Source organism: Streptomyces sp. NPDC028907, assembly GCF_055564995.1.
The window spans coordinates 272,911-293,902 of record NZ_JBVHVE010000010.1 but is presented as its reverse complement, the minus strand read 5'-3'; the positions used below and the strand labels follow the sequence as shown (position 1 = coordinate 293,902).

Sequence of the window (20,992 nt, the reverse complement as noted above, 5' to 3'; positions counted from 1 at the left end):
GGCAGATGACCTCTGTGCCGTCGGCAGTCCATTCACAGCTACTCGTAGGCGATGTCGGCGTCGGGGCCGGCGGGGCGGACGGTCACGCACCGTCGGGCGGTACGTCGCCTGTTGCCCGGATCAGGAGGAGGGCGATGTCGTCGTGACGCGGCGCCGACCCTTCGGCGTGGTGGAGGAGGGCGTCGGCCAGACCGTCGAGGCTTTGCTGTCCCGCACGTGCGAGTTGTTCGGCGAGGCTGCGGGTGGCGTCGCCGATGTCGGCGCCGGGGGATTCGACAAGCCCGTCGGTGTAGAGAGCCAGCACGGTTCCCGGCGGGAGGGGAATCTCGGTCACGGGGTAGTCGACGTCGGGCTCGATTCCCAGCAGAAGCCCGGGAGTCAGGTTGAGGACTTCGGTGCGGCCGTCGGGGTGGCGCACCAACGGTGCCGGGTGGCCTGCGGTGGCCAGGCAGGCGCGGTGCAGGGCGAGGTCGAGTTGGACGTACAGGCAACTGGCGAACAGGCCGGGTTCCAGGTCGATCAGGAGGCGGTTGGTCCGGGCGAGGACGTCCGCCGGTGGTGCGGCGGCGCCGGCCTGGGTGTGGACGGCGGTGCGGACCTGTCCCATGAGGGCGGCGGCCTGGATGTTGTGTCCCTGGACGTCCCCGATGGTGGCGGCGGCGCTGGTGGGGCGGTAGTGGATGAGGTCGTAGAAGTCGCCGCCGATGTCGGTGCGGCGGTCGGCGGACAGATAGCGGGCGGTGGCCTCCAGGCCGGGGATGTGGGGCAGGCCGCGGGGCAGCAGGGCGGTTTGCAGGGTTCGGGCCAGGTTGTGCTCGGCGTCGAACAGGCGGGCACGGTCCAGCGCTTGGGCGATCAGTCCCGCCAGGGAGGTCAGAAGGGCGCGTTCCGGCGTAGGGAATGGGCGAGGCCGGTCATAGGCGAGGACCAGGGAGCCGACGGTACGGCCGGAGGTGATCAGGGGCAGGAATGCCCATGCCGCCATGGTGTCCTGGTGGACGGCCGGAGGGTAGGTCCGCTTGAGGTCGGCGAAGGTGGCGAAGAAGGTCGGGATCCCGGTGTTGAGAACCTGCGCTGCCGGAGTGCGCGAGGTCAGTGGCTCACCGTCGAAGCGGGCCATGAGTTCCGCGGGATATCCGCGATGGCCGAGGATGTGCAGGCGGCCGTCCTGTACCGCCATCAGGGCCATGGCCTTCGGGCCGAAGGCGGGCACGAGCTGGTCGGCGACGCGCTCCACCACGTCGCTGACCCCGACGGCTTCGGTGAGCGTGGCCGCCAGGTGCGTCAGGTGGTACAGAGCGACCGCACCGACCTGTTCCACGGATGGCTCGGGACGCTGCCCGGAGCCGGCCGCGGGAGCGGGACCGGTCGAGGCGGGGGCGATGTGGACGCTGATTCCCCGGTCGTCCGGGTACAGCTGGAAGGACAGCCACTGATCCGGTGGGCGCAAAGCAGTGAAGGACGTGGGTCGGCGGCTGATCACGGCTGCCCGATAGCGGTCTTCGAAGACGGGGTCACGCAGCCAGGCCAGTACTTCCCAGGGCCGGGTGCCCAGCAGGGCTCCGGCGCCGGCTCCCAGCAGGTCGCCCGCGGCAGGGTTGATGTAGGCGATTCTGCCGTCCATGTCCAGTGCGCAGCACCCGGTCGGGACCCGCTCGGTGTAGTCGAGCGCGGCCGCCGCCTGGACTGGGTCGGTTTCGAGGGTGCGCACCGGCGGCAGCAGGCGCGGCCGATCCTCGGGCAGCAGCGGACGGCCGCTGTCCGCCGCCCGCTGCAAAAGCAGCGTCGCGCGTCGACAGCAGAGGGCGATCGCGTCCTGCTCGTACGGGCTCAGCTCCGAGGGGTGCCAGATGGGCCACAGCAGCACGATCCCGCCCCACGCTCGCGTGCCGCCGCTGAAAGGGGCCGCGGCCAGCATGACGTCGTAGGACAGCACGATGCCCAGCCGCGGGTAGCGGCGCGCGATCTCCTCCTGGCCGGCCAGCCACACCAGACGCTGCTGCCGAATCGCGTCCGCCACCGGAATAGGGTCTTCCAGTGCGATCTGCGCCCAGGGGGCGGTGAGCTGCCGCGAGACCCCGGCCGAGACGGCCAGCCGCAGCACACGCCCGCCCGGCGGCAACAGATACAGCAGGCCCACCGACGCGCCGGTGTTCCGCAGAACGTCGGCCAGGACGGCCTCGACCCCTTCCATGCCGGAAGCGGTCGAGGCGGCCGTGTGCTGGTGCATGCCCTCACCCCTCACCAGGCACCGAAAGTGGACGCTGAAGGAGTCCGGGCACGGTGGAGCGCGATGTTCGGCCATGGCCGTACCCGAGCCACGGGCCGCACCACGCGAGCACCACCCATATTGGGACAATACGCCGTCCACTGTGGAGCAGCATCCATAGCAGCCGGTCCGCCGACACGTCGTTCAGCGCGTGGACTCAGCGCCAGTCGTCGATCACGTAGGCGTCTGGGCGGCTGTAGCCGGGTTCGTTGGGCTTGTGCATGGTCACGCCTTGCAGCCAGGTACGGAAACCGCGGTCGACCATGTGCCGGTAGGCGTCCTGGCGGGCCAGGTTCATTCCGGCGTCCAGTTGCCCCAGCCCCTTCTCGGTGGCCAGCTGCTCACACGCGTCCAGCAGTCGTTCGAACCGGTCCGCGGCGTCCGGGCCAGGGCGTACGGCGCCGAACTTGACGAAGCAGACGTCCTCACCGGCCTCCGACCCCGCTCCGCAGTGGCAGACAGCCAGACCGTCCAGGCCGGAGTCGGCGCCCTCCAGGAGGATGGTGTCACCGAGGCCCTGCGCCTGGGTGGCCATGATCTCGCGCTCCAAGCTCAGGCCCTCGTACACGGCCCCTGTCAGTGCGCGACTGAGGCTCCGTGCCTCGGGCCGCTCAGCGGCGGTCAGCTCGCCGTACAGCACTCGGCCGGGGACTGCGGCGCTGACGGCGACCTGCTTCTTCATAATGGCTGTAAGGAATCGGGGCCAGAAACCGTACCGGCGGTAGAGCTCCAGGTGCTTGGGACTGTGCGAGAAGGTGAACAGGCCGAGGTGGCGGTTCCCCCAGGTGTCGAAGCAGGCCATGACAGGCTCCATGAGGCGTCTGCCGATGCCCTGGTCCCACAGGTCCGGACGTACGGTCAGCGGGCCGAAGAACCCCACGCTGCCCCAGTGGGCGGCGAAGTTCGATCCGACGACCTCGCCCTCGACGGTCGCCGCGAAGGCCGCGTGTGGATTGGCGGCCCAGCGGGTGCGGACATAGTCGGCGCTCCCGAAGAAGGTCTCCGGCTCAGGGGCCCCGAGGAAGGTCCCGAAGGCGACCCTGAAGATCGCGTCGGCCCGATCCAGGTCCGGCTCGACCAACGGGCGGACCGACACCGAGGCGGCGACATTCGTATGCTTCGCTGCGGGCATGATCGCGCTCCTTTCCCGCCCCGGTTCCATCGCACCACGGACGTGCGCCGCGGGCGAAGCGACAGGTCCGGCGGTACCTCCAGGATCGAGCGGCCGGTGATCAGGGCGAGCGCGGCTTGGAGCAGGCGTCGTGGCCCTGCTGTGCGGATGGGCAGGTCGCCGCGACGGGTCTGGCTCCCGCGGCCGGCGCGCGCCGACCGTTGGCGAGGGACGACGACGTAAGTGTTCTGTAATCAGCTCGCGGCGTCAGGAGGGCCGTTCGGTCCGTTCAATGTAGGTGACGACGGACGGCTTTCGAAGGAGGGGCAGGATGAGGCGGGTGCGGACAGTGCTGGCCAGGCCATGGGTGATCGGGGTACTGGTGCTGACTGTTGTGGGGGCCGGATTCGGGCTGTACTGGTTCCAGCCCTGGAAGCTGTGGCAGGACGAGACGGTCCAGGAGGCACTGCCCGAAACGGTGAACTCCTCGAAGGCACCGGTTCAGGTGCCGTCCGGGGAGCCATCGGCGCCGGCTCCGACCGGGCCCGTGACGCTGGCGAGCGGTGAACTCATCAGTCACGAGCACTCGACGTCGGGGAAGGTCAGGCTCGTGCGGCTGTCCGATGGTTCCCATGTCGTTCGGTTGGAGGACCTCGACACCAGCAACGGGCCGGATCTGCGCGTATGGCTGACGGACGCACCAGTGAAGGAAGGCTGGGCCGGCTGGGGGGTCTTCGACGACGGCGATCACATCAGCCTCGGCAAGCTGAAGGGCAACAAGGGCAACCAGAACTATGTCGTGCCCGAGAACATCGATCCGGCCCGGTTCAGCAGCGTGAGCATCTGGTGCGACCGGTTCGACGTCTCCTTCGGCGCTGCCGAACTCGCCCGTGCCTGACGGATCCTGATGGCGCCTGAACGGTCAGAACGTCGATCTGTTCCTTGCCCCGGCGTACCCCAGGCTCGTACGTCTCGCCCGCGGGCGCGTCCACGGCCGGGGCGTGCTGGAGGGTGAGCAGGTACGGGATGCGGTCGCTGAGTTCTCCTCGAGGCCGGGACCTGTCCGGCTGGTTCGGCCCGGCCGGGCAGGCCCTCCTTCCCGCACCCTGCGCGGCCGCCCGGCCATGCAGGGCGTTCGCTATCCGAGCTGCTCGTAGTGCCGCCATCCGCGGCCGCCGTCGCGAGAGATCCACAGTCCCTCGCCCTTCACCAGGTCGTACGTCGCCGTCGTCGCGTCCGCGATGCCGTAGATCACCGTGCCCTCGACCGTCAGCGAGGTGAAGGCCGCCGGTGTCCTCAGCTCGTGGAAGTCGCGGTTGGTGTGGTCGGCGGCGAGCCAGTAGCGGCCGCCTTCCTCGCCGACGAGCAGCCGTCCGTCCGCAAGCAGTTCGAGGACCAGTGACTGCGGGTCATGTTCGAAGTCCCGGAAGGGGATACCGCCGTCGAGGAGCGTGTGCCAGTGCGTGCCGCCGTCCGTCGTCACCAGCAGGCCGCGTACACCTTGGTCGTCGATGAGGGACAGCGCCGCGGCCCCACCCCGCGCGGCCAGGACGCCCCCTGCGTACGGCTTCGGAACAGCCCGGGAGCCCAGGGTGCGGCCCTCGCGCTGCCACACGACGCGCTCGGGGTCCTCGGTCAAGGGCTGGTCCAGGCTCCATACCGTGCCCTTCTCGTCCACGGCGAGGCGGACAGCGTCCTCCGGCACCGCGGCCGGGGGCGCGACGGTACGCGTGGCAGGGCGGTAGATGAGGGACGGCTCCACCTCGGCGAGCAGGACGTCACCGGGGCGAGGGGACACCGGGTCGCCGGTGATCACGACCTCGCGTCGCTTGCCGCGTACGTCGAGAGCGTACGCGCCCTTGGCGTCCTCTCCCGGTGGCAGCCGCACGAAGCCCCCGCGCACCGCCTTGAACGTGGGCGGTGTCGCCTCCGCGTCCGCGTGTTCCGCCCGCTCGGCCACCGTACGGCCGTCAGGGCCGACGATCCGCCAGGCCGTGGCGGCCGGCCCTTCGTCGTCCTCGACGTTGCCGGCGTCGTACGTCAACAGCAGGGAGCCGTCGTCCGCGCGGACCACGCCGGTCGGCGCGCCCGCCGCCTCGATCACATCGGCAGGGCGGGGGTGGGCGTCCTCGATGACACGTCTGTACCGTGCCTCGCGGTCCCCCGCGGCCCCGTCGCCGACGCCGCTGGAACCGCCCGGGCCGCAAGCGGTCAGCGCCGACGCCGTACCCGCCAGGACCACAGCCACGGCCACCGTCGCGGCCACTTGCCCGACCGGGCTGCTCCCGCGTTTCCCAAGCCACACCATCGCCGCATCCTCACACAACGGCGGTGGTGTCCGCCTGGAGGCGAAGCGTGCGACTCGGGGCCGGTCAGAATTCGGCGTAGTGCGTATGTGCCGTCGCGGTCAGTCGGGTTGGGGATACGAAAGGCCGACCGCCCCCGCGGCATCCCCGACCCGACCGCCGGACGAAGGGCGTGTTCAACCGGGTGTGATGCGGCCGCGCCAGCTTCCGCTTTCGCTCCCCCGCTGCTCGATGTAGTCCTTGAAGCGCCGCATGTCGCCCTTGACGCGCCGGTCGATGGTCCCCAGCACATCGGCGGCCTTCTCCGCGGCGCCGCTCGCCTCGACGTCCATCACGAGTTCCACCCGGGTGTGGGTGTCGTCCACCCGCTGGAAACGGACCGTGCCCTTCTGCCGGGTGTCACCGCTGGTGGTGCGCCACGTGATCCGTTCGTCGGGGAGCTGATCGACGATCTCGGTGTCGAATTCACGCCGTATCCCACCGATCTTGGTGGTCCAGTGGTTGTGGCGGTCGTCGAGCTGCCTCACCTCCTCGACGCCTTCCATGAAGTTGGGGAACTCCTCGAACTGCGTCCACTGGTTGTAGGCGGTACCCAGGGGGACCTCGACCTCCACTGCTTCCTTGACCGTGCTCATGTCGTTGCCTCCTTTCACCGCCGCGAGTACCCACGTGTCCGGCCTCTACAAGAGACGCCGGTCACCGGCCCGAGTGCTCGCCCCTCACCCCAGGAGGGTGTCGATCTGGTCGGCGAGACGGGGGTGGGCGGTCGTCAGGTGGGGGCGGGTGGCGTTCAAGGGGTGGATGAGGGCGGCGGGGTCGTCCTGGGCGAGGGCCGCGTGGAGTTGGTCGAGCGGGTGGCGGGCGTCGGTGGGCAGGTCGGTGAGCGCGGTGACCTGGCCGGCGATGCGGCGCAGTCCGGCGGCGTTCTCACGGGCCCAGGTGGCGAGGTTGCGGTCGGCGGCGCGGCGTTCGCGGGTGGCCTGGACGCGTTGTTCACCTGTGGTGCCGGCGGGGCCGGGCCGGTTGCGCAGGTAGCGGCGCTCTGCGGCCTGGCGGCTGGCGACCCCGAGGGGGTGGGCGAGGTCGGCCCAGCTGGCGCCTGCGTGGCGGGCTGTCTCGATCAGGCCGGTTTCCCATCCGGCGAGCTGTTCGCGGATCTGCCGCAGCAGCAGGAGAGAGGCCAGCGCCTGCTCCGCCTCGGTGTGCCGGGCGTCCGGGGTGGGGCCGGACGTTTCGCGCTGTGCGGCGCTCAGGGCGTCGTTGATGGTTTCCAGAGCCGCCGCGGCCGCGAGGAAGGAAGCCGGGTTCTGTGGGCTGGCGGGGGCAGGGGACGGGGTCTGGGTCGGCCGGCCGGACGCTGTCATGGGCACCCCTCTCCGGGTCGTCATCCTTTCGACGACATCTTGTTTGTCATCCATTGGATGACATGTTACAACGGTTTCACGAGGCGCATTGGCAGGTACTGCCCTGAACCTTCTGGAGGTGTTTCGCGATGTTGATGCGCACCGACCCATTCCGCGAACTCGACCGGCTGACCCAGCAGCTGATGAGTCCGGGCACCTGGACACGGCCGTCCACGATGGCGATGGACGCCTACCGCGAGGGTGACGAGTACGTCGTGGCCTTCGACCTTCCCGGCGTCAGCACCGAGGCCATCGACATCGACGTCGAGCGGAACATGCTGACCGTCAGGGCCGAGCGCCGGCCCGTGGCGAAGGCCGACGACGTGCAGATGGAACTCTCGGAGCGGCCGCTGGGCGTCTTCTCCCGGCAGCTCGTACTGGCCGACACCCTCGACACCGAGCACATCAAGGCCGACTACGAATCCGGGGTGCTCACCTTGCGCATCCCGATCGCCGAGCGTGCCAAGCCACGCAAGATCACCATCAGCGGGGAATCCTCCCGCAAGGAGATCTCCGGCTGAGCCGGACGACCCGGGACGAGCGGCGGCGCGGGGCGGGCACCTGGACTGGTCCCCGCCCGTCCCGCGCACCCGCCCTGCCCGAGAAAGGGGGCGGCCGGCGTGACGCTGCGACGGGAAGCGTTCCTCGACCATGTCCAGGAACGCGGCGAATACGAGAGCCGGCATGAGGCAGAGCGCGCGGCCCGTGTGGTGCTCGCCCTGCTGGGCGCGCACCTGGTCGGCGAGGTGCGCGCCCGGTTGGCGGCGCGCCTGCCGGAGGACTTCGCGCTGATCCTGCTCAACCCGATGCACAGCGCCGAACCGCTGTCACCGGAGCGGTTCGTGCGGGCGACGGCCGCCTGGATCGAGGGAGCCACCGCCCAGACCGCGGCCTGGGACGTCGGCGCCGTCCTCAGCACGGTCGCCGACGCCGCCGGCCAGGACCTGCTGGGGCAGATCCTGCTCCAGCTCCCCGCGGGCTACGACCTGCTCTTCGGCAGCGCACAGTCCACTTGACCACCCCTGACGACCCCGTGCATCCGGTGCCCGCGCTCCCCTGCCGGGCACCGTTGCCAAGACCGACAGAAAGGCGATCACCGCAGTGATGCCCGACCGGCGTGCACCACTCCAGCAGCCCTCCGCGCCCACGTTCGAGCAGATGCTGGAGAAGGTCCGTTACGAAGGCGCCTACCCCACCCGGGAGCGCGCCGAGGAAGCCGTCCGCCTGGTCGTCGCGGGACTGGGCCGCCGGCTGACCGGCGACGAGCGCGTCGAACTCGCCGCACGCCTTCCTCGGGAGGCCGCGCGCATCCTGGCCGAACAGATCCCCGACACCGAGCCTGTGACCGGCTGGGCGTTCGTCAAGGACCTCGCCGCCCGCACCGGCGCCTCCCTCGCCACGACCCGATGGGACACCGGATCCGTCCTCACCACCGTCGCCGCCCTGGCCGGCCCCGAGCTGCTCACTCGCATCCTGCACCAGCTCCCTCCCGGCTACGCGCTCCTCTTCGGCCGCGCCGAACTCACCCAACCCGTCAAGGAAGCTGCCTGACACCGCCCACGGCCCAGCCGCCTGCCGGAAGCGGCCGCCCCTCGCACTGCGGCGGCCCCCGGCCTCCCTCCCGCGCCGGCTGAGGAGTGCCTTCCGACACGCCCGCGGCCGAATCGCCCGTGGGCGTCGGGCACATGATGCAGGTGTGAGTCCCCGGCCAGTTCCCCCGGCCGGGATTCGGCATGCCGGCATCGCGTCGGCCCGGATTCGGCTCGACTCGCATTCGGCTTGACCCGGATTCGACTGACCCGGATTCCGCTCGTGCCGTAATCCGAGGCGGGAGCGGAAAAGCTTCCTCTTCCCGCCCGGTTGTTGTGCGGGCGTGCTCTGCGTGTTTCGTCGCGGTGCGCTTTGTGGTGCGCGACCATACGGACAACGCCGACACCTCACGATCATCGGCATTGCGCGCGGAAACACCAGAACAGAAAGAGGGACGTACGTGTCCGGCAGCGAAAGCGAAAACCCAGCAATCGCGTCTCCGACCCCGACGGCGACTCGGCCCAGGACGAACCGGGACTGGTGGCCGAATCAGCTGGACCTCCAGATTCTTCACCAGCACTCCTCGCGTTCCAATCCGATGGACGAGGACTTCGACTACGCGAGCGAGTTCGCGACCCTCGACCTGGACGCGCTGAAGCGGGACGTCATCGACGTGATGACGACGTCGCAGGACTGGTGGCCTGCCGACTACGGGCACTACGGGCCGCTCTTCATCCGGATGAGCTGGCACGCCGCGGGCACCTACCGTGTGGCCGACGGCCGGGGTGGTGGCGGCAGCGGAGCTCAGCGCTTTGCCCCGCTCAACAGCTGGCCGGACAACGCGAGCCTGGACAAGGCGCGCCGTCTGCTCTGGCCGGTCAAGCAGAAGTACGGCCAGAAGATCTCCTGGGCAGACCTTCTGGTCTTCACCGGCAACTGCGCCATGGAATCGATGGGGTTCAAGACGTTCGGGTTCGGGTTCGGAAGGGAGGACATCTGGGAACCCGAAGAAATCTTCTGGGGTCCGGAGGACACCTGGCTGGGAGACGAGCGCTACAGCGGCGACCGGGAACTCGCCCCGCCCTTCGGCGCCGTGCAGATGGGGCTGATCTACGTCAATCCCGAAGGGCCGAACGGTAATCCGGATCCACTGGCCGCCGCCCGCGACATTCGCGAGACGTTCGGGCGGATGGCGATGAACGACGAGGAGACGGTCGCGCTCATCGTCGGCGGTCACACCTTCGGCAAGTGCCATGGCGCGGTCTCCCCCGAGTACATCGGTCCGGAGCCCGAGGCCTGCCCTGTCGAGCAGCAGGGCCTCGGCTGGCGGAACACGTACGGCAGCGGCAAGGGCGGCGACACCCTCACCAGTGGGCTGGAGGGAGCGTGGACTCCCGAACCGACCAAGTGGGACAACGGGTACCTGGACACTCTGTTCCGGTACGAGTGGGAGCTGACGACGAGCCCGGCCGGGGCCAAGCAGTGGACTCCCACGGATCCCGCGGCCAGGGACACGGTGCCCGACGCCCATGATCCGTCGAAGAGGCACGCGCCGATGATGCTGACGACGGACCTCGCGCTGAAGCTGGATCCGGTGTACGGGCCGATCTCGAAGAGCTTCCACGAGAACCCGGACCGGCTCGCCGACGCGTTCGCCAGGGCGTGGTACAAGCTGTTGCACCGCGACATGGGACCCGTCACGCGTTACCTCGGCCCGTGGGTCGCCGAGCCACAGTTGTGGCAGGACCCCGTTCCCTCGGTCGATCACGAACTCGTCGCGGACGAGGACGTCGCCGCGCTCAAGGGCGTGATCGTCGCCTCTGGGCTGTCCCTCTCCCAGCTGGTCACCACCGCTTGGGCGGCGGCAGCGAGCTTCCGCGGCACCGACAAGCGCGGCGGGGCGAACGGGGCACGGATCCGGCTCGCGCCGCAGAAGGACTGGGAGGTCAACCGCCTGCCCGAGGTGGCCGAGACGCTGCAGAAACTCGGGCAGATCCAGCAGGACTTCAACCGCTCCCAGGGCGGTGGCAAGAAGGTGTCGCTCGCCGATCTGATCGTCCTGGGCGGATGCGCGGCCGTCGAGCAGGCCGCGAAGAACGCCGGTCACAGCATCACCGTGCCGTTCGCCCCGGGGCGTACGGACGCCTCGCAGGAACAGACCGACGTGGAGTCGTTCGCCGTACTCGAACCCAGGGCGGACGGGTTCCGCAACTACCTCCGGGCCGGCGAGAAGCTGTCGCCGGAGACCCTCCTGCTGGACCGCGCCAATCTGCTGACGCTGACCGCTCCCGAGATGACCGCGCTGATCGGCGGCATGCGGGTCCTGGGCACGGGCTTCAAGGGCTCGACGCACGGCGTCTTCACCAGCAGGCCGCAGACGTTGACGAACGACTTCTTCGTCAACCTGCTCGACATGGGGACGGAGTGGAAGGCGTCGGCATCGGACGAGGACGTGTTCGAAGGCCGGGACCGGGCCACGGGTGAACTCAAGTGGACCGCCACGGCGGTCGACCTCATCTTCGGTTCGAACTCCCAGCTCCGAGCTGTCTCGGAGGTCTACGCGGCCCAGGACGCGGGCGCCAAGTTCGTACGTGACTTCGTGACCGCGTGGACCAAGGTGATGAACCTCGATCGGTTCGACCTGTCCTGAACCCGATGGCCGGGCCGGGCCAGTGGACTCGTCGCCACGGGCCCGGGAAGGGCCGCTTCCATGTCGCGCCCGAGCCGCACGCTCAGGAGGACGGACCGGTCTGCGAACCGCCGTCGAGCAGCTGCTCGGGCGGGACGGACGGGCGTTGTGGGGTCATGGCCCAGCGGATGGTTCGGGTGAGGGCCTGGCCGGTGGGACGCACGGCGAGGTCCTCGACGAACGGCAGGCGCGGCAGCCACAGCATGGCGCGGGCCCAGGGTGGGAGGAGGACTACGGCGTTGGCGGCCAGTCCGCCGTAGAAGAAGCGTGCCGCAAGGGGCAGGGGTGGCTGGAAAAGGAGGAAGCGGGCGGCGGCTCGGGCCTCGGGGGTGGCGCGCAGTTCGGGTCGGTAGGCGGTGAGCCGTTCGGCGAGTTCATGGCGGTCGCGCGGGGGGTCGAGCACGCCCAGTGCTTCGGCGATCCGCGCGGTGTCGGCGACGTAGGCGTCGTAGGCGGCGGCGTCGAGGGGGTGGGCTCCGTAGCGTTCGTGGGCGCGCAGGAAGCTCTCGGTCTCGGCGGCGTGGACCCAGCCGAGCAGATGCGGGTCGGCCGCGTGGTAGGGCGTTCCCTCGGTCGTCGTGCCGCGGATGTGTTCGTGGATGGCGCGGACGTGGTCGACCGCGCGTTGGGCGTCGGCGGCGGTTCCGTAGGTCGTCACGGCCAGGAAGGTGCTGGTTCTCTGCAGCCGGCCCCACGGGTCGCCGCGGTAGCCGGAGTGCCCGGCCACCGCTGCCATGGCGAGCGGGTGGAGGGACTGGAGCAGCAGTGCGCTCAGCCCGCCGATGAACATCGAGGTGTCCCCGTGGACCGTGCGGATCGGGCGGTCGGGGCCGAACCAGCGCGGGCCGGGGGTGTGGTGGATGCGGGCGCGTGTCGCCGGGCCGTCGGGTCCTGCGACGCGCCGGAACAGGGCCTGGCCCAGTTGTTCGCGGACTGCGGTCAGCACGGTCGGCCTCCCCTCTCCTGCTGCCAGTGTGGCTCACCCGGCGGCGTGGGTCTGCCGTGGTTCACGGTCCGATGCCGGCCATACGTAGGGCAGGTCGTCGGGTACGCCGGGGAACAGGTCGGCGTACGTCTCGTGGTCCTTGCGGACCAGTGCCGAGCGGTGGCTCTCGTGGAAGGCCTCGTCGCCGAGCCAGGGCGGCAGTTCGTCGGCGGCGGCCAGTTCCGCCTGGTCGCGGACGGCGGTGCCCGGTCGGTGTGCGGCCAGTCCGGCGACCAGGGAGGCGGCGCAGGTGTCCGGGTGCCCCTGTTCCCGCCAGACGCGGCAGATCTCCAGGCCGTAGCGGACGAGTGCCTCCTCGTACCCGGTCCACATGCGTACGGCCGGGTGCCGGCGCCATCCGTAGCCGGGGACGGTCAGGCCGCGCAGGATCTGCAGGGCCTCGACCCGCTGCTTGCCGAGTCGGCGCCGGTCCAGGAGCAGGGCCGTCTGCCGGAAGTCGGGGTGGGGAAGGAAGGTCTGCATCGCGCCGTCGGCTCCGTTCGTACGCGGTGTCAGGCCCGCGGCTCGGACGCCGCACGGTCGGCCAGGCCGCCCGCGCCGAGTGGTCCGGTGTACTCGGAGGGCTCCGGGTCGGGCATGCGGGGCAGCTCGTGGCGCGACACGCGCAGCACCACGGGCGGCAGGGCGGCGCGCACCGGCTGGACGAGGCGTAGCCAGGCCGGTGCGTACACGGCCGTACGGCGGCGTTCCAGGCCTCTCGCCAGGTGGGCGGCGACCGTGTCGACGGTGTGCACCCGGTGGGCCGGCGGGGGCAGGTGGGTGCGCAGTTCGCGCAGGACGGTGTGGCGGTCGGCGTCGCGGATCATGTCGGTGTCGGTCCAGTTGAGGTAGGCGATGCCCACGGCCACCCCACGGTGCGCCACCTCCGCCCGCAGGGAGTGCGCGAAGGCCTCGGCTCCGGCCTTGGAGGCGCAGTAGGCGCTCATCAGGGGGACGGCGCCGATCGATGCCAGCGAGGCGATCTGGAGGAAGTAGCCCGCCGTGTCGAACAGGTCGGGCAGGAACGCCCGGGCCGTGTGGGCGCTGCCGGTGAGGTTTACGTCGATGACGCGGCGCCAGGCGGCCGGGTCCGAGGCGAGGAAGGGTCCGCCTTCGGCGATGCCGGCGTTCGCCACCACGGCCGAAGGGCGGCCGAGGACGGAGCGTACGGTGTGGGCCGCGGCGGTCAGCGCCGGGAGGTCGGTGACGTCGGCCTCGACGGCCAGGGCCGGGCCCGGCAGGGATGCGGCGACCGCCTCCAGGGAGGTCTTCTCGTGGCCGAGGACGGCCACCCGGGCGCCGCGCCGGGCGAGTTCGTGGGCCAGTGCCGCGCCCACGCCGCGGGCGGCTCCGGTGACGACGACCGTACGGTCGGCGAGCGGGCTGCTGCGCACGGGCTGCCCCTCCTCTCCGGTGGAGGCGGTGCTCGGACGACGGATGCGGGTCCCGTCTGTCAGCTCGGTGTCTGCGGGGTCAGTGCCTGGCTCCCGTTCGGTCCCGCCGGGCCAGGAGCCGTTGGGCGCGGGCGAGACCGGGCGGCCGGTGGCGGTGCAGTGCGGCGCGGGCGGCGTTGGCTCCCGGTGCGCCGTGTACGCCGCCGCCCGGGTGCGCCCCCGCGGAGGCGAGGAAGAGGCCGGGGAGCGGGGTCTCCGGGCGGCCGGTGCCGGGTACGGGGCGGAAGACGAGTTGCTGGTGGATGGCGGTCGTGCCGCCGTTGATGGCTCCGCCGCTCAGGTTGCTGTCGAGCGCTTCGAGGGTGGGCGGTGCCAGGATGCGGCGGGCGCGGATCAGGGAGCGGAAGCCGGGCGCGAAGCGTTCGACCTGGCGTTCGACGCGGTCGGCCATGAGTTCCTGGTCCTTGGTGTCCCAGCTGCCGGTCACGCCCTCGTCGGCGGCGTCGGCGGTGATCTCGCGGGGAACATGGGTGTAGGCCCAGGCCGATTCGGTGCCCAGCGGGGAGCGGGAGGCGTCGGCGGTGGTCATCTGGCCGAACAGCAGGAAGGGCCGGTCGGGGACCTGCCGCATGGCTATCTGCGCGGCGAAGCGGGTGAGTTCGTCCATGCCGTCGGCGAGGTGGACGGTGCCGGCCCGGGAGGCCTGCTCGGCCTCCCATGCCACCGGGCCGTCGAGCGCCCAGTCGACCTTGAACGTTGCGAAGTCCCACTGGAAGCGGTGCAGGTCGTCCAGGAGCTGCGCGGGCACGTGCTCGGCGTCGAGGAGTTCGCCGTACAGGGCGGGCACCGACACGTCCGCCAGCACCGCCCGGCGGGCCGGTACCCCGTCGCCGGCGGCCGTGCGCACTCCGACGGCCCGTCCGCCCTGAACGACGATCCGCTCGACGCGCTGCCCGCAGCGCACCTGGCCGCCCCGGGTCTTCAGGCGGTGGGTCAGCGCCTGGGTCAGGGCGCCGGAGCCGCCGACGGGGACGGGGAAGCCGTACGTCTGTCCGAGCATGGCCATCAGCCAGCCGAAGCCGCCGCTGCCGGCCGACTCCGGGGCGAGGTCGGCGTGCAGGGCGTTGCCGGCCAGGAGCAGGCGTCCGCCCTGGCCGCGGAACTCCTCCTCCCCCAGCCGGCGCACCGGCAGGACCAGGGAGCGTGCGATGCGCAGGCCGCCCGCGGCCCTCAGGCGCAGCGCCAGCCGCGCCGTCGCCCGGACGGGCGGGAAGGGGGTGAACAGGGCGTCCAGGAGGTCGGGGTACACGCGCTGCCACAGGCCGTGCAGGTGCCGCCAGGCGGCCCCGTCGCCCGGTGCGAAGGCGTCGAGGGACGCGGCGGTGACAGCGATGTCGCGGTCGAGTACGGCGCAGCGGCCGTCGGTGAGGGGGTGGGCCAGCACGCTGGGCGCGTGACTCCAGCGCAGGCCGTGGTCCTCCAGACGCAGGGCGGCAAGGACCGGGGAGGCTGCTGCCAGCGGGTAGAAGGAGCTGAACACGTCGTTGACGAAGGCGGGGTCGACGCCGCGGTCGTGGCGCACCGCGCCGCCCGGTTCCGGCTGTTCCTCCAGGACCTCGACGCTCCAGCCGGCGTCCGCCAGGACGTTGGCGGCCACCAGGCCGTTGGGGCCCGCGCCGATCACCACGGCGTCAGGCATGGCCCGCTCCGTCCTCACCGGGCGCCACCGCAGTGGCCGGCGCCCACGCGGGGCCACCGACCGCGTCTCGGGCCTCGCTCTCGCACAGTCGGGCGAGCCGGGCGAGCATGGCGCGGTGGCGCAGCTGGATCAGCGCCTCGAAGCCCATGTTGTGCAGTCGGCCGCCCGCTCCCTGGAGCGGATGCTCGTCCACGATCACCAGGCAGTGCTCGCCCCAGGGCCGCAGCTCGATCGCGATGCGTGCCGTGCCCAGCACCCCGGCGTGCGCCTCCAGCTCCAGGCACACGCCTTCCTCGCAGTGGCGGACGACCGTCTCGTTGACCAGATGGAGGGGGCCGAGCCGGACCTCGTAGCGGATCACGGCGCCCGTGCGGGGCCACTGCCCGTCGAGCGGGGACGACCGTGAGGTGCCCACCACCCATTCCGCGTACCGTTCTCCGTCGGCGAGGACGGTCCATACGGCGTCCGGGCTGACCTGGATCAGACGATGGCGTACGGCCATGGAGACCTCCGGCGGGACCCGGCCGGGTTTGCCCGGCAGCCACGCCCGAGTGCCCGTCTGCCGCAGGACGAACCGGGATGAACTTCGCCGCCGGTGATCTCCTCAAGTGATCTCCTCAGGTGGTCACCACAGGTGGTCACCTCAGGTGGTCACCTCAACATGGCGGCGACCTTCGTGCTAACGACGTCCCAGGCGGCGGACGAAAGGTCGATGAGTTCTGTGCCGCGCAGCGCGTGCAGGGTCTGCTCGGCGTCGGCGGCGCATGCCGTGCGTCCGCTGAGCACGTCGTAGCCGTCACGGACGGCGACTCGCAGGCGGCGGCGACCGTCGTCGTCGGCGTGCAGCGCGGCGGCGACCACCAGGGGCGGCGGGCCTCCCGCCTCGCCGTCCAGTTTGCTGAACGAGCTGGCGATCGGTTCGCGCCAGCGGAGGCTGAGCAGGACGGGACGCTTGGCCGTCACCTCACTCAGGTCGGTCTCGCGGACGCCGTCGGCCTCCAGCACCCTCGCCCTGGCGTCCAGCACGATGGCCGCGGGCAGCAGGCAGCGCAGCGTGCTGCCGACGAGGTTGCCGCCGACCGTCGCGCTCCTGCGTACGGCGCCGGTGCCCACCTGGGCGGCGGCCAGGCGCAGGACGTCCGGGACCCGGTCGTCTATTCGATGCAGCACCACCGCGCCGCCCACGGCGCCGCGTTCCAGGACATTGGCCTCGGGCAGCTCACGCAGCGACATGGCGACCTTGGGGAAACCGTCCCGCTGCCAAGTGGCCCAGAGGAGCGTCGCCCCGCCGATCGGCACAGCCCCCTCGGCCAGACACTCCTGCGCATCGGACACAGACGTGGGCAGACGCAACAGCACGCTCACCACCCTGCCTTCCTCATGAGTCGGATAGAGGCGACAGACGGCGCGTTTCGGCCACCTGCCCCGCGGTAAGACAATCTCTCCGCCGGGGGGCGCGTACAGGGCTCACACAAGCACGCACTCGCGCTCCGCTCGCGTTCACGCAGGAACGGCGCCCGCCGACGCGAACGCATCCCTCACTTGATAGGCAAGTGTTCACTTGCCTATGCTGTGGGTGTGGCCGATGAACTCTTCAAAGCCTTGGCCGACTCCACCCGCCGGACCATCCTCGACGAGCTCACGCAGAAATCCGGGCAGACACTGTTCGAGATCTGCGCGCGGCTGAGCATGAAGCACCGGCTCGGCATCTCGCGCCAGGCGGTCTCCCAGCATCTGGCCGTGCTGGAAGCCGCCGGGCTCGTCGAGACCAGGCGGGAAGGCCGGTACAAGTTCCACGATCTGAACACGGCGCCGCTGCGGCAGATCACCGAGCGATGGCTCGTGCCCGAAGGGTCCGACCCGTCCGACCCGTCCGACCCGTCCGACCCGTCCGACCCGTCCGACCCGTCCGACCAGGAGGAGAGCACCCCATGAGGATCCATCTGACCAGCGTCTTCGTCGAGGACCAGGCCAAGGCCCTGCACTTCTACACCGAGATCCTCGGCTTCGTGAAGAAGCATGACGTCCCCGTGGGCGAGAAGGACCGGTGGCTGACCGTCGTCTCGCCCGAGGAGCCGGGCGGCACCGAACTCCTGCTGGAGCCCATGGGCCACCCGGCGGCCAGGACCTACCGCGACGCGCTCACCGAGGACGGCATCCCGCTCGCCCAGTTCGCCGTCGACGACGTGCACGCGGAGTACGAGCGCCTGCTCGGCCTCGGCGTCCGCTTCACCCAGGAGCCCCTGGAGATGGGCCCCGTGACCACCGCCGTGTTCGACGACACCTGCGGCAACCTGATCCAGATCGCGACACAGCCGAAGTAGAGAGGACAGCCACCGCCGGGAGCCGCGCCCTGCTCGGCCTCGGCCCCGGCTCACGCCACGTCAGCGGCAGGTCTCCGCAGCGCCTGGTACACCGACCACGCCACGGCCACCAGAGGTACGGCCACCACGGCTCCGACGGCCCCCGCCGCGACCGCTCCGCCGACGACGGCCAGTGCGACCACCACCGGGTGCAGCCGAACGGCCCAGCTCATCACGATGGGGTGCAGGAGGTGGCCCTCGATCTGGCCGATGACCACGACCAGGGCCACGACCAGCAGAGCGATCAGCGGTCCCTTCGTCGCCAGTGCGACGACGGCCGCGACGGCGAGGGCGATCGGCGAACCGATCAACGGGATGAAGGCCGCCACGAACTCCAGCAGCGCGAGCGGCACGGCCAGGGGCACCCCGAGAGCGAACAGCGCGATGCCCACGAGGACCGCGTTGGTGCCCGCCACCAGCAGGATGCCGTGCGTGTACCCCGTGAAGGTCCGCCAGGCGGCCGCACCGCCGACCGTGCACCGTTGCCGCGCGGCCACGGGGAGCTGGTCGCACAGCCACCGCCACTGCCGGTCGCCGGAGTGCGTGAAGAAGACCGCGCAGAACAGGGCCAGCGCGAGCACGGTCAGCACCTCCAGCAGCCGGCTCGCACCGCTGAGTGCCGTACTGATGAGGGTGGAGCGGTGGCTCGACAGGAGCTTGCCGATCCGGGACTGGAGATCGTCGAAGGCGTCCGGCGGCAGCCGGAACGGCGGCTCCTCCAGCCGACGCTCGATCCGGTCGATGCCCGCCACGAACTCGTTCTCCAGGCCCCTGCGCTGATCCGCCACGATCTCCCCCACCAGGGCGAGCCCTCCGAGGACCAGGACGATGCCGCCGATGAGCGCGGCGGCGACCGCGAGCGGCCGGGGCATGAAACGCGCCAGGAGTCCGGCCACGGGACGGAGCACGGCCGTGATGACGAGTCCGAGGAACACGGCGACCGCGATCCGGTGGAACTGCCCGAGCACCGAGAAGACCACGCGGACGACGACACCTACGGCGATGATCCGCCATGCGTAGGCGGCGGCGGTCCGCAGCGCGCCCGGCACGCGCGCTTCCCCGCCGCTGGAACGTCCGGACGGCGAAGCGGGCGGATCAGGCGGCGTGGACATCTCATGCCGGTACCACGCCCCGGCCGTCCGGCCACGCGCCCGGCCCGCGATTCCCTCGAAGGCCGGTACCGTCCGCTGACCGACCTGGAATCGGCGGGTGAGGTCACGGCACGGTACTTCGGACGCTGATCAGGTCGGTGACCGCCCGCAGGCCGCCGTCGGCGAGGGCGGCGCGCTGGCGTTCCGCGCCGGTCCCGTTGCGCAGGAGGCGGTCCGTCAGGGCCGTCACCTGCCGGGTGTCGCCGGATGCTTCGAGTGCGGGGACGATGTGGCGCAGGAGTTGGTGCAGCACGTCGCCGGCGCACCGGGACGCCCCGCCGGGGTCGACCAGGGTGGCGCCGAGACCGTGGCGGGCGGCGTGCCACATGGCGGCTCGCAACAGTTCGGGGGCGTGGTCGGGCACGGGGGCGTCGGCGGCCGTCTCCGCCAGGGCGGTCTTCACCAGAGCCCGGATGATCCCGGCGAGCATGACCGCTTCGTCCGCGCCCAGTTGGACGTCGGAGCACCGCACCTCCACGGTGGGATAGCGGTTCGACAGGCGGGCCTGCCAGTACACCTGACCGATGTCGGCGAGCAGACCCGCGTCCAGCAGTCGCTCAATACGCCGGTCGTAGTCCGCGGCGTCCTGGAAGAGCGGGGGCATGCCGCTGACCGGCCAGCGGCCGAAGATGACCGTGCGCCAGCTCGCGAAGCCGGTGTCCTGGCCGTCCCACAGGGGGGAGTTCGCGGACATGGCCGTCAGCGCGGGCAGCCACGCCCGGATGCGGTTCAGGACCTGCACGCCCTCCTCGCGGCCGGGCACGGCGACGTGCACGTGCATGCCGTTGACCAACTGCTCCGCCACCAGCTGGGGCGCCTTCGTGACCATGGCCCGATAGCGTGCCTCGTCGGTGACGGCCACGGGACGACCGCGGCGCAGGGGCGAAGCCCCGCAGGCCGCGATCCGGCAGCCGTGCTCCTCGGCGGCCACCGCGACGGCCTGCCGCAGACGCAGCAGATGTCCTGCGGCCTCCTCCAGCGTCTCGCACACCGGGGTGGCCACCTCGACCTGCGCCTGGAGCAGCTCGTGCTGCACCTCCCGGTCCGCCGCGAGGCGCCCGAGCCCCGCCGCTTCCCGCACCTTCTCCCCCCGGGGGACCGGCAGACCCGTGTCCGGGTCGAGCAGCAGGTACTCCTCTTCCACACCGATCGTCGTCATCGACCGCCCTTTGCTCCGCCCGTCCTCCACCGGGACGACGCGGAGTCCGAGTGCCGCGGCCGCGGGAGGACAAACCATGCGACAGTCGCTCCTGCCGGGACCGGCCGGTCACGGCAGGATGGAGTCGACGTACCCGCCGTCCACGCGCAGTGCGCCGCCGGTCGTGGCCGAGGCCTGGTCGGAACTGAGGTAGACCACCATGTGGGCGATCTCCTCCGGTTCGATCAGCCGCTGCAGCAGGCTCTGGGGGCGGTGCTCACGCATGAAGACGCGCTGGGCCTCTTCCCAGGGCAGGTCGCTCTCCACCAGTTCGCGCACGAAGTCCTCGACCCCGCCCGTGTGGGTGGGCCCGGCGATGACGGAGTTCACCGTCACGCCCGTGCCGGCCGCCTGCTTGGCGAACCCCCGGCTCACCGCGAGCAGCGCCGTCTTGGACATGCCGTAGTGGATCATCTCGGCCGGCGTGACGAGCGCCGAGTCGCTCGCGATGTACTGCACGCGGCCCCAGCCGCGTTCGGTCATGCCGGGCAGGAACAGCCGGGTCAGGCGCACGGCCGACAGGACGTTCACCTCGAAGTAGCGCCGCCACTCCTCGTCACTGATCTCCAGGGGGTCGACGGCACCGAAGATGCCGAGGTTGTTGACGAGGACGTCCACGTCCGGCACGGTCTCGGCCACCTTGTCCGCGCCCTCCTGCGTGGTCACGTCCGCAGGCACCGGCACCCAGGCCGCTCCAGGCACCTCCTGGGCCAGCTCGGCGACGCCGCGCTCCACCCGCTCCGGGCTTCGGCCGTTGACACCCACTCGGGCCCCGGCACGGGCCAGCCCGGCGGCGATCGCCGCGCCGATGCCCTGGGTGGAACCGGTGACGAGGGCGGTTCGGCCCTTGAGATCGATCTGCATGCCGCCCGGGTACCCCAGGGATTGAGTTGC

21 protein-coding genes are annotated in these 20,992 nt (G+C 71.2%); 7 read left to right on the top strand and 14 right to left on the bottom strand.

All coding sequences use genetic code 11. The features are described from left to right. Window positions 1–82: 82 nt before the first annotated feature. Entirely contained in the window at window positions 83–2,230 is a 2,148-nt protein-coding gene (locus ACZ4UU_RS29660) for a PP2C family protein-serine/threonine phosphatase (protein WP_471906433.1), read from the bottom strand. Window positions 2,231–2,426: 196 nt separating this feature from the next. Beyond that, window positions 2,427–3,401, bottom strand: a complete 975-nt coding sequence (locus tag ACZ4UU_RS29655; RefSeq protein WP_471906432.1) for a GNAT family N-acetyltransferase — start codon at window positions 3,399–3,401, stop codon at window positions 2,427–2,429. A 310-nt stretch (window positions 3,402–3,711) separates the two neighbouring features. Here ACZ4UU_RS29655 and ACZ4UU_RS29650 point away from each other — a divergent pair, with 310 nt between their 5' ends. Next, on the top strand, window positions 3,712–4,278 hold the full coding sequence (locus ACZ4UU_RS29650) for a DM13 domain-containing protein (protein ID WP_471906431.1): 567 nt from the start codon (window positions 3,712–3,714) through the stop codon (window positions 4,276–4,278). A gap of 240 nt (window positions 4,279–4,518) precedes the next feature. Here the strand turns inward: ACZ4UU_RS29650 and ACZ4UU_RS29645 are convergent, their stop codons facing one another. The 3 genes from ACZ4UU_RS29645 to ACZ4UU_RS29635 form a co-directional block, all read right to left on the bottom strand. Beyond that, entirely contained in the window at window positions 4,519–5,646 is a 1,128-nt protein-coding gene (locus tag ACZ4UU_RS29645) for a hypothetical protein (RefSeq protein ID WP_471906430.1), read from the bottom strand. A gap of 216 nt (window positions 5,647–5,862) precedes the next feature. Then, window positions 5,863–6,321 carry an SRPBCC family protein gene (locus ACZ4UU_RS29640; protein WP_471906429.1) on the bottom strand — a complete coding sequence of 153 codons (459 nt, stop codon included), beginning with the start codon at window positions 6,319–6,321 and terminating at the stop codon, window positions 5,863–5,865. Window positions 6,322–6,405: 84 nt separating this feature from the next. Next, window positions 6,406–7,050, bottom strand: coding sequence for a type III effector protein (locus tag ACZ4UU_RS29635; protein ID WP_471906428.1), 645 nt, complete (start codon window positions 7,048–7,050; stop codon window positions 6,406–6,408). A 128-nt stretch (window positions 7,051–7,178) separates the two neighbouring features. Here ACZ4UU_RS29635 and ACZ4UU_RS29630 point away from each other — a divergent pair, with 128 nt between their 5' ends. The 4 genes from ACZ4UU_RS29630 to katG all read left to right on the top strand — a co-directional run bounded on the left by ACZ4UU_RS29630 (window position 7,179) and on the right by katG (window position 11,269). Continuing rightward, a complete protein-coding gene (locus tag ACZ4UU_RS29630; protein ID WP_471906427.1) occupies window positions 7,179–7,610 on the top strand; it encodes an Hsp20/alpha crystallin family protein in 432 nt (143 codons plus the stop codon). Window positions 7,611–7,709: 99 nt separating this feature from the next. Beyond that, on the top strand, window positions 7,710–8,105 hold the full coding sequence (locus ACZ4UU_RS29625) for a DUF2267 domain-containing protein (RefSeq protein WP_471906426.1): 396 nt from the start codon (window positions 7,710–7,712) through the stop codon (window positions 8,103–8,105). Between the two features lie 88 nt (window positions 8,106–8,193). Then, window positions 8,194–8,640, top strand: coding sequence for a DUF2267 domain-containing protein (locus tag ACZ4UU_RS29620; protein ID WP_471906425.1), 447 nt, complete (start codon window positions 8,194–8,196; stop codon window positions 8,638–8,640). Between the two features lie 439 nt (window positions 8,641–9,079). Continuing rightward, complete coding sequence (gene katG / locus ACZ4UU_RS29615) at window positions 9,080–11,269, top strand: catalase/peroxidase HPI (RefSeq protein WP_471906424.1); 2,190 nt, start codon at window positions 9,080–9,082, stop codon at window positions 11,267–11,269. Between the two features lie 82 nt (window positions 11,270–11,351). Here the strand turns inward: katG and ACZ4UU_RS29610 are convergent, their stop codons facing one another. The 6 genes from ACZ4UU_RS29610 to ACZ4UU_RS29585 form a co-directional block, all read right to left on the bottom strand. After that, the gene (locus ACZ4UU_RS29610; RefSeq protein WP_471906423.1) at window positions 11,352–12,254 is read right to left on the bottom strand and encodes an oxygenase MpaB family protein; all 903 of its coding nucleotides are present in this window, start codon (window positions 12,252–12,254) and stop codon (window positions 11,352–11,354) included. Window positions 12,255–12,287: 33 nt separating this feature from the next. Continuing rightward, complete coding sequence (locus ACZ4UU_RS29605) at window positions 12,288–12,776, bottom strand: MSMEG_6728 family protein (RefSeq protein WP_471906422.1); 489 nt, start codon at window positions 12,774–12,776, stop codon at window positions 12,288–12,290. Between the two features lie 29 nt (window positions 12,777–12,805). Continuing rightward, complete coding sequence (locus ACZ4UU_RS29600) at window positions 12,806–13,687, bottom strand: SDR family oxidoreductase (RefSeq protein ID WP_471906421.1); 882 nt, start codon at window positions 13,685–13,687, stop codon at window positions 12,806–12,808. Window positions 13,688–13,766: 79 nt separating this feature from the next. After that, the gene (locus tag ACZ4UU_RS29595; protein ID WP_471906420.1) at window positions 13,767–15,386 is read right to left on the bottom strand and encodes a phytoene desaturase family protein; all 1,620 of its coding nucleotides are present in this window, start codon (window positions 15,384–15,386) and stop codon (window positions 13,767–13,769) included. Further along, a complete protein-coding gene (locus tag ACZ4UU_RS29590; protein ID WP_471906419.1) occupies window positions 15,379–15,888 on the bottom strand; it encodes an SRPBCC family protein in 510 nt (169 codons plus the stop codon). The genes ACZ4UU_RS29595 and ACZ4UU_RS29590 overlap by 8 nt, the downstream gene beginning before the upstream one ends. Window positions 15,889–16,037: 149 nt before the next feature. After that, entirely contained in the window at window positions 16,038–16,745 is a 708-nt protein-coding gene (locus ACZ4UU_RS29585; RefSeq protein ID WP_471906516.1) for an FAD binding domain-containing protein, read from the bottom strand. Between the two features lie 219 nt (window positions 16,746–16,964). Between ACZ4UU_RS29585 and ACZ4UU_RS29580 the strand changes: the two genes are divergently transcribed. Together ACZ4UU_RS29580 and ACZ4UU_RS29575 are read left to right on the top strand one after the other, a co-directional pair. Then, window positions 16,965–17,321, top strand: a complete 357-nt coding sequence (locus ACZ4UU_RS29580) for an ArsR/SmtB family transcription factor (RefSeq protein ID WP_471906418.1) — start codon at window positions 16,965–16,967, stop codon at window positions 17,319–17,321. Continuing rightward, window positions 17,318–17,710, top strand: coding sequence for a VOC family protein (locus ACZ4UU_RS29575; RefSeq protein WP_471906417.1), 393 nt, complete (start codon window positions 17,318–17,320; stop codon window positions 17,708–17,710). Before ACZ4UU_RS29580 ends, ACZ4UU_RS29575 begins: the two co-directional genes overlap by 4 nt. A gap of 50 nt (window positions 17,711–17,760) precedes the next feature. Here the strand turns inward: ACZ4UU_RS29575 and ACZ4UU_RS29570 are convergent, their stop codons facing one another. The 3 genes from ACZ4UU_RS29570 to ACZ4UU_RS29560 all read right to left on the bottom strand — a co-directional run bounded on the left by ACZ4UU_RS29570 (window position 17,761) and on the right by ACZ4UU_RS29560 (window position 20,962). Then, window positions 17,761–18,861, bottom strand: a complete 1,101-nt coding sequence (locus ACZ4UU_RS29570) for an AI-2E family transporter (protein WP_471906416.1) — start codon at window positions 18,859–18,861, stop codon at window positions 17,761–17,763. Window positions 18,862–18,964: 103 nt separating this feature from the next. Continuing rightward, window positions 18,965–20,059: a carboxylate-amine ligase gene (locus ACZ4UU_RS29565; protein WP_471906415.1), complete on the bottom strand. Its 1,095-nt coding sequence runs from the start codon at window positions 20,057–20,059 to the stop codon at window positions 18,965–18,967. A 108-nt stretch (window positions 20,060–20,167) separates the two neighbouring features. Further along, window positions 20,168–20,962, bottom strand: a complete 795-nt coding sequence (locus tag ACZ4UU_RS29560; RefSeq protein ID WP_471906414.1) for an SDR family NAD(P)-dependent oxidoreductase — start codon at window positions 20,960–20,962, stop codon at window positions 20,168–20,170. Window positions 20,963–20,992 lie beyond the last annotated feature (30 nt).

What these genes read in the sequence shown, in the direction of transcription:
- ACZ4UU_RS29660 (WP_471906433.1), bottom strand. Translation starts at nt 2,230, where the DNA reads ATGCACCAGCACACGGCCGCCTCGACCGCTTCCGGCATGGAAGGGGTC.
- ACZ4UU_RS29655 (WP_471906432.1), bottom strand. Translation starts at nt 3,401, where the DNA reads ATGCCCGCAGCGAAGCATACGAATGTCGCCGCCTCGGTGTCGGTCCGC.
- ACZ4UU_RS29650 (WP_471906431.1), top strand. Translation starts at nt 3,712, where the DNA reads ATGAGGCGGGTGCGGACAGTGCTGGCCAGGCCATGGGTGATCGGGGTA.
- ACZ4UU_RS29640 (WP_471906429.1), bottom strand. Translation starts at nt 6,321, where the DNA reads ATGAGCACGGTCAAGGAAGCAGTGGAGGTCGAGGTCCCCCTGGGTACC.
- ACZ4UU_RS29635 (WP_471906428.1), bottom strand. Translation starts at nt 7,050, where the DNA reads ATGACAGCGTCCGGCCGGCCGACCCAGACCCCGTCCCCTGCCCCCGCC.
- ACZ4UU_RS29630 (WP_471906427.1), top strand. Translation starts at nt 7,179, where the DNA reads ATGTTGATGCGCACCGACCCATTCCGCGAACTCGACCGGCTGACCCAG.
- ACZ4UU_RS29620 (WP_471906425.1), top strand. Translation starts at nt 8,194, where the DNA reads ATGCCCGACCGGCGTGCACCACTCCAGCAGCCCTCCGCGCCCACGTTC.
- ACZ4UU_RS29605 (WP_471906422.1), bottom strand. Translation starts at nt 12,776, where the DNA reads ATGCAGACCTTCCTTCCCCACCCCGACTTCCGGCAGACGGCCCTGCTC.
- ACZ4UU_RS29595 (WP_471906420.1), bottom strand. Translation starts at nt 15,386, where the DNA reads ATGCCTGACGCCGTGGTGATCGGCGCGGGCCCCAACGGCCTGGTGGCC.
- ACZ4UU_RS29590 (WP_471906419.1), bottom strand. Translation starts at nt 15,888, where the DNA reads ATGGCCGTACGCCATCGTCTGATCCAGGTCAGCCCGGACGCCGTATGG.
- ACZ4UU_RS29575 (WP_471906417.1), top strand. Translation starts at nt 17,318, where the DNA reads ATGAGGATCCATCTGACCAGCGTCTTCGTCGAGGACCAGGCCAAGGCC.
- ACZ4UU_RS29570 (WP_471906416.1), bottom strand. Translation starts at nt 18,861, where the DNA reads ATGTCCACGCCGCCTGATCCGCCCGCTTCGCCGTCCGGACGTTCCAGC.
- ACZ4UU_RS29565 (WP_471906415.1), bottom strand. Translation starts at nt 20,059, where the DNA reads ATGACGACGATCGGTGTGGAAGAGGAGTACCTGCTGCTCGACCCGGAC.
- ACZ4UU_RS29560 (WP_471906414.1), bottom strand. Translation starts at nt 20,962, where the DNA reads ATGCAGATCGATCTCAAGGGCCGAACCGCCCTCGTCACCGGTTCCACC.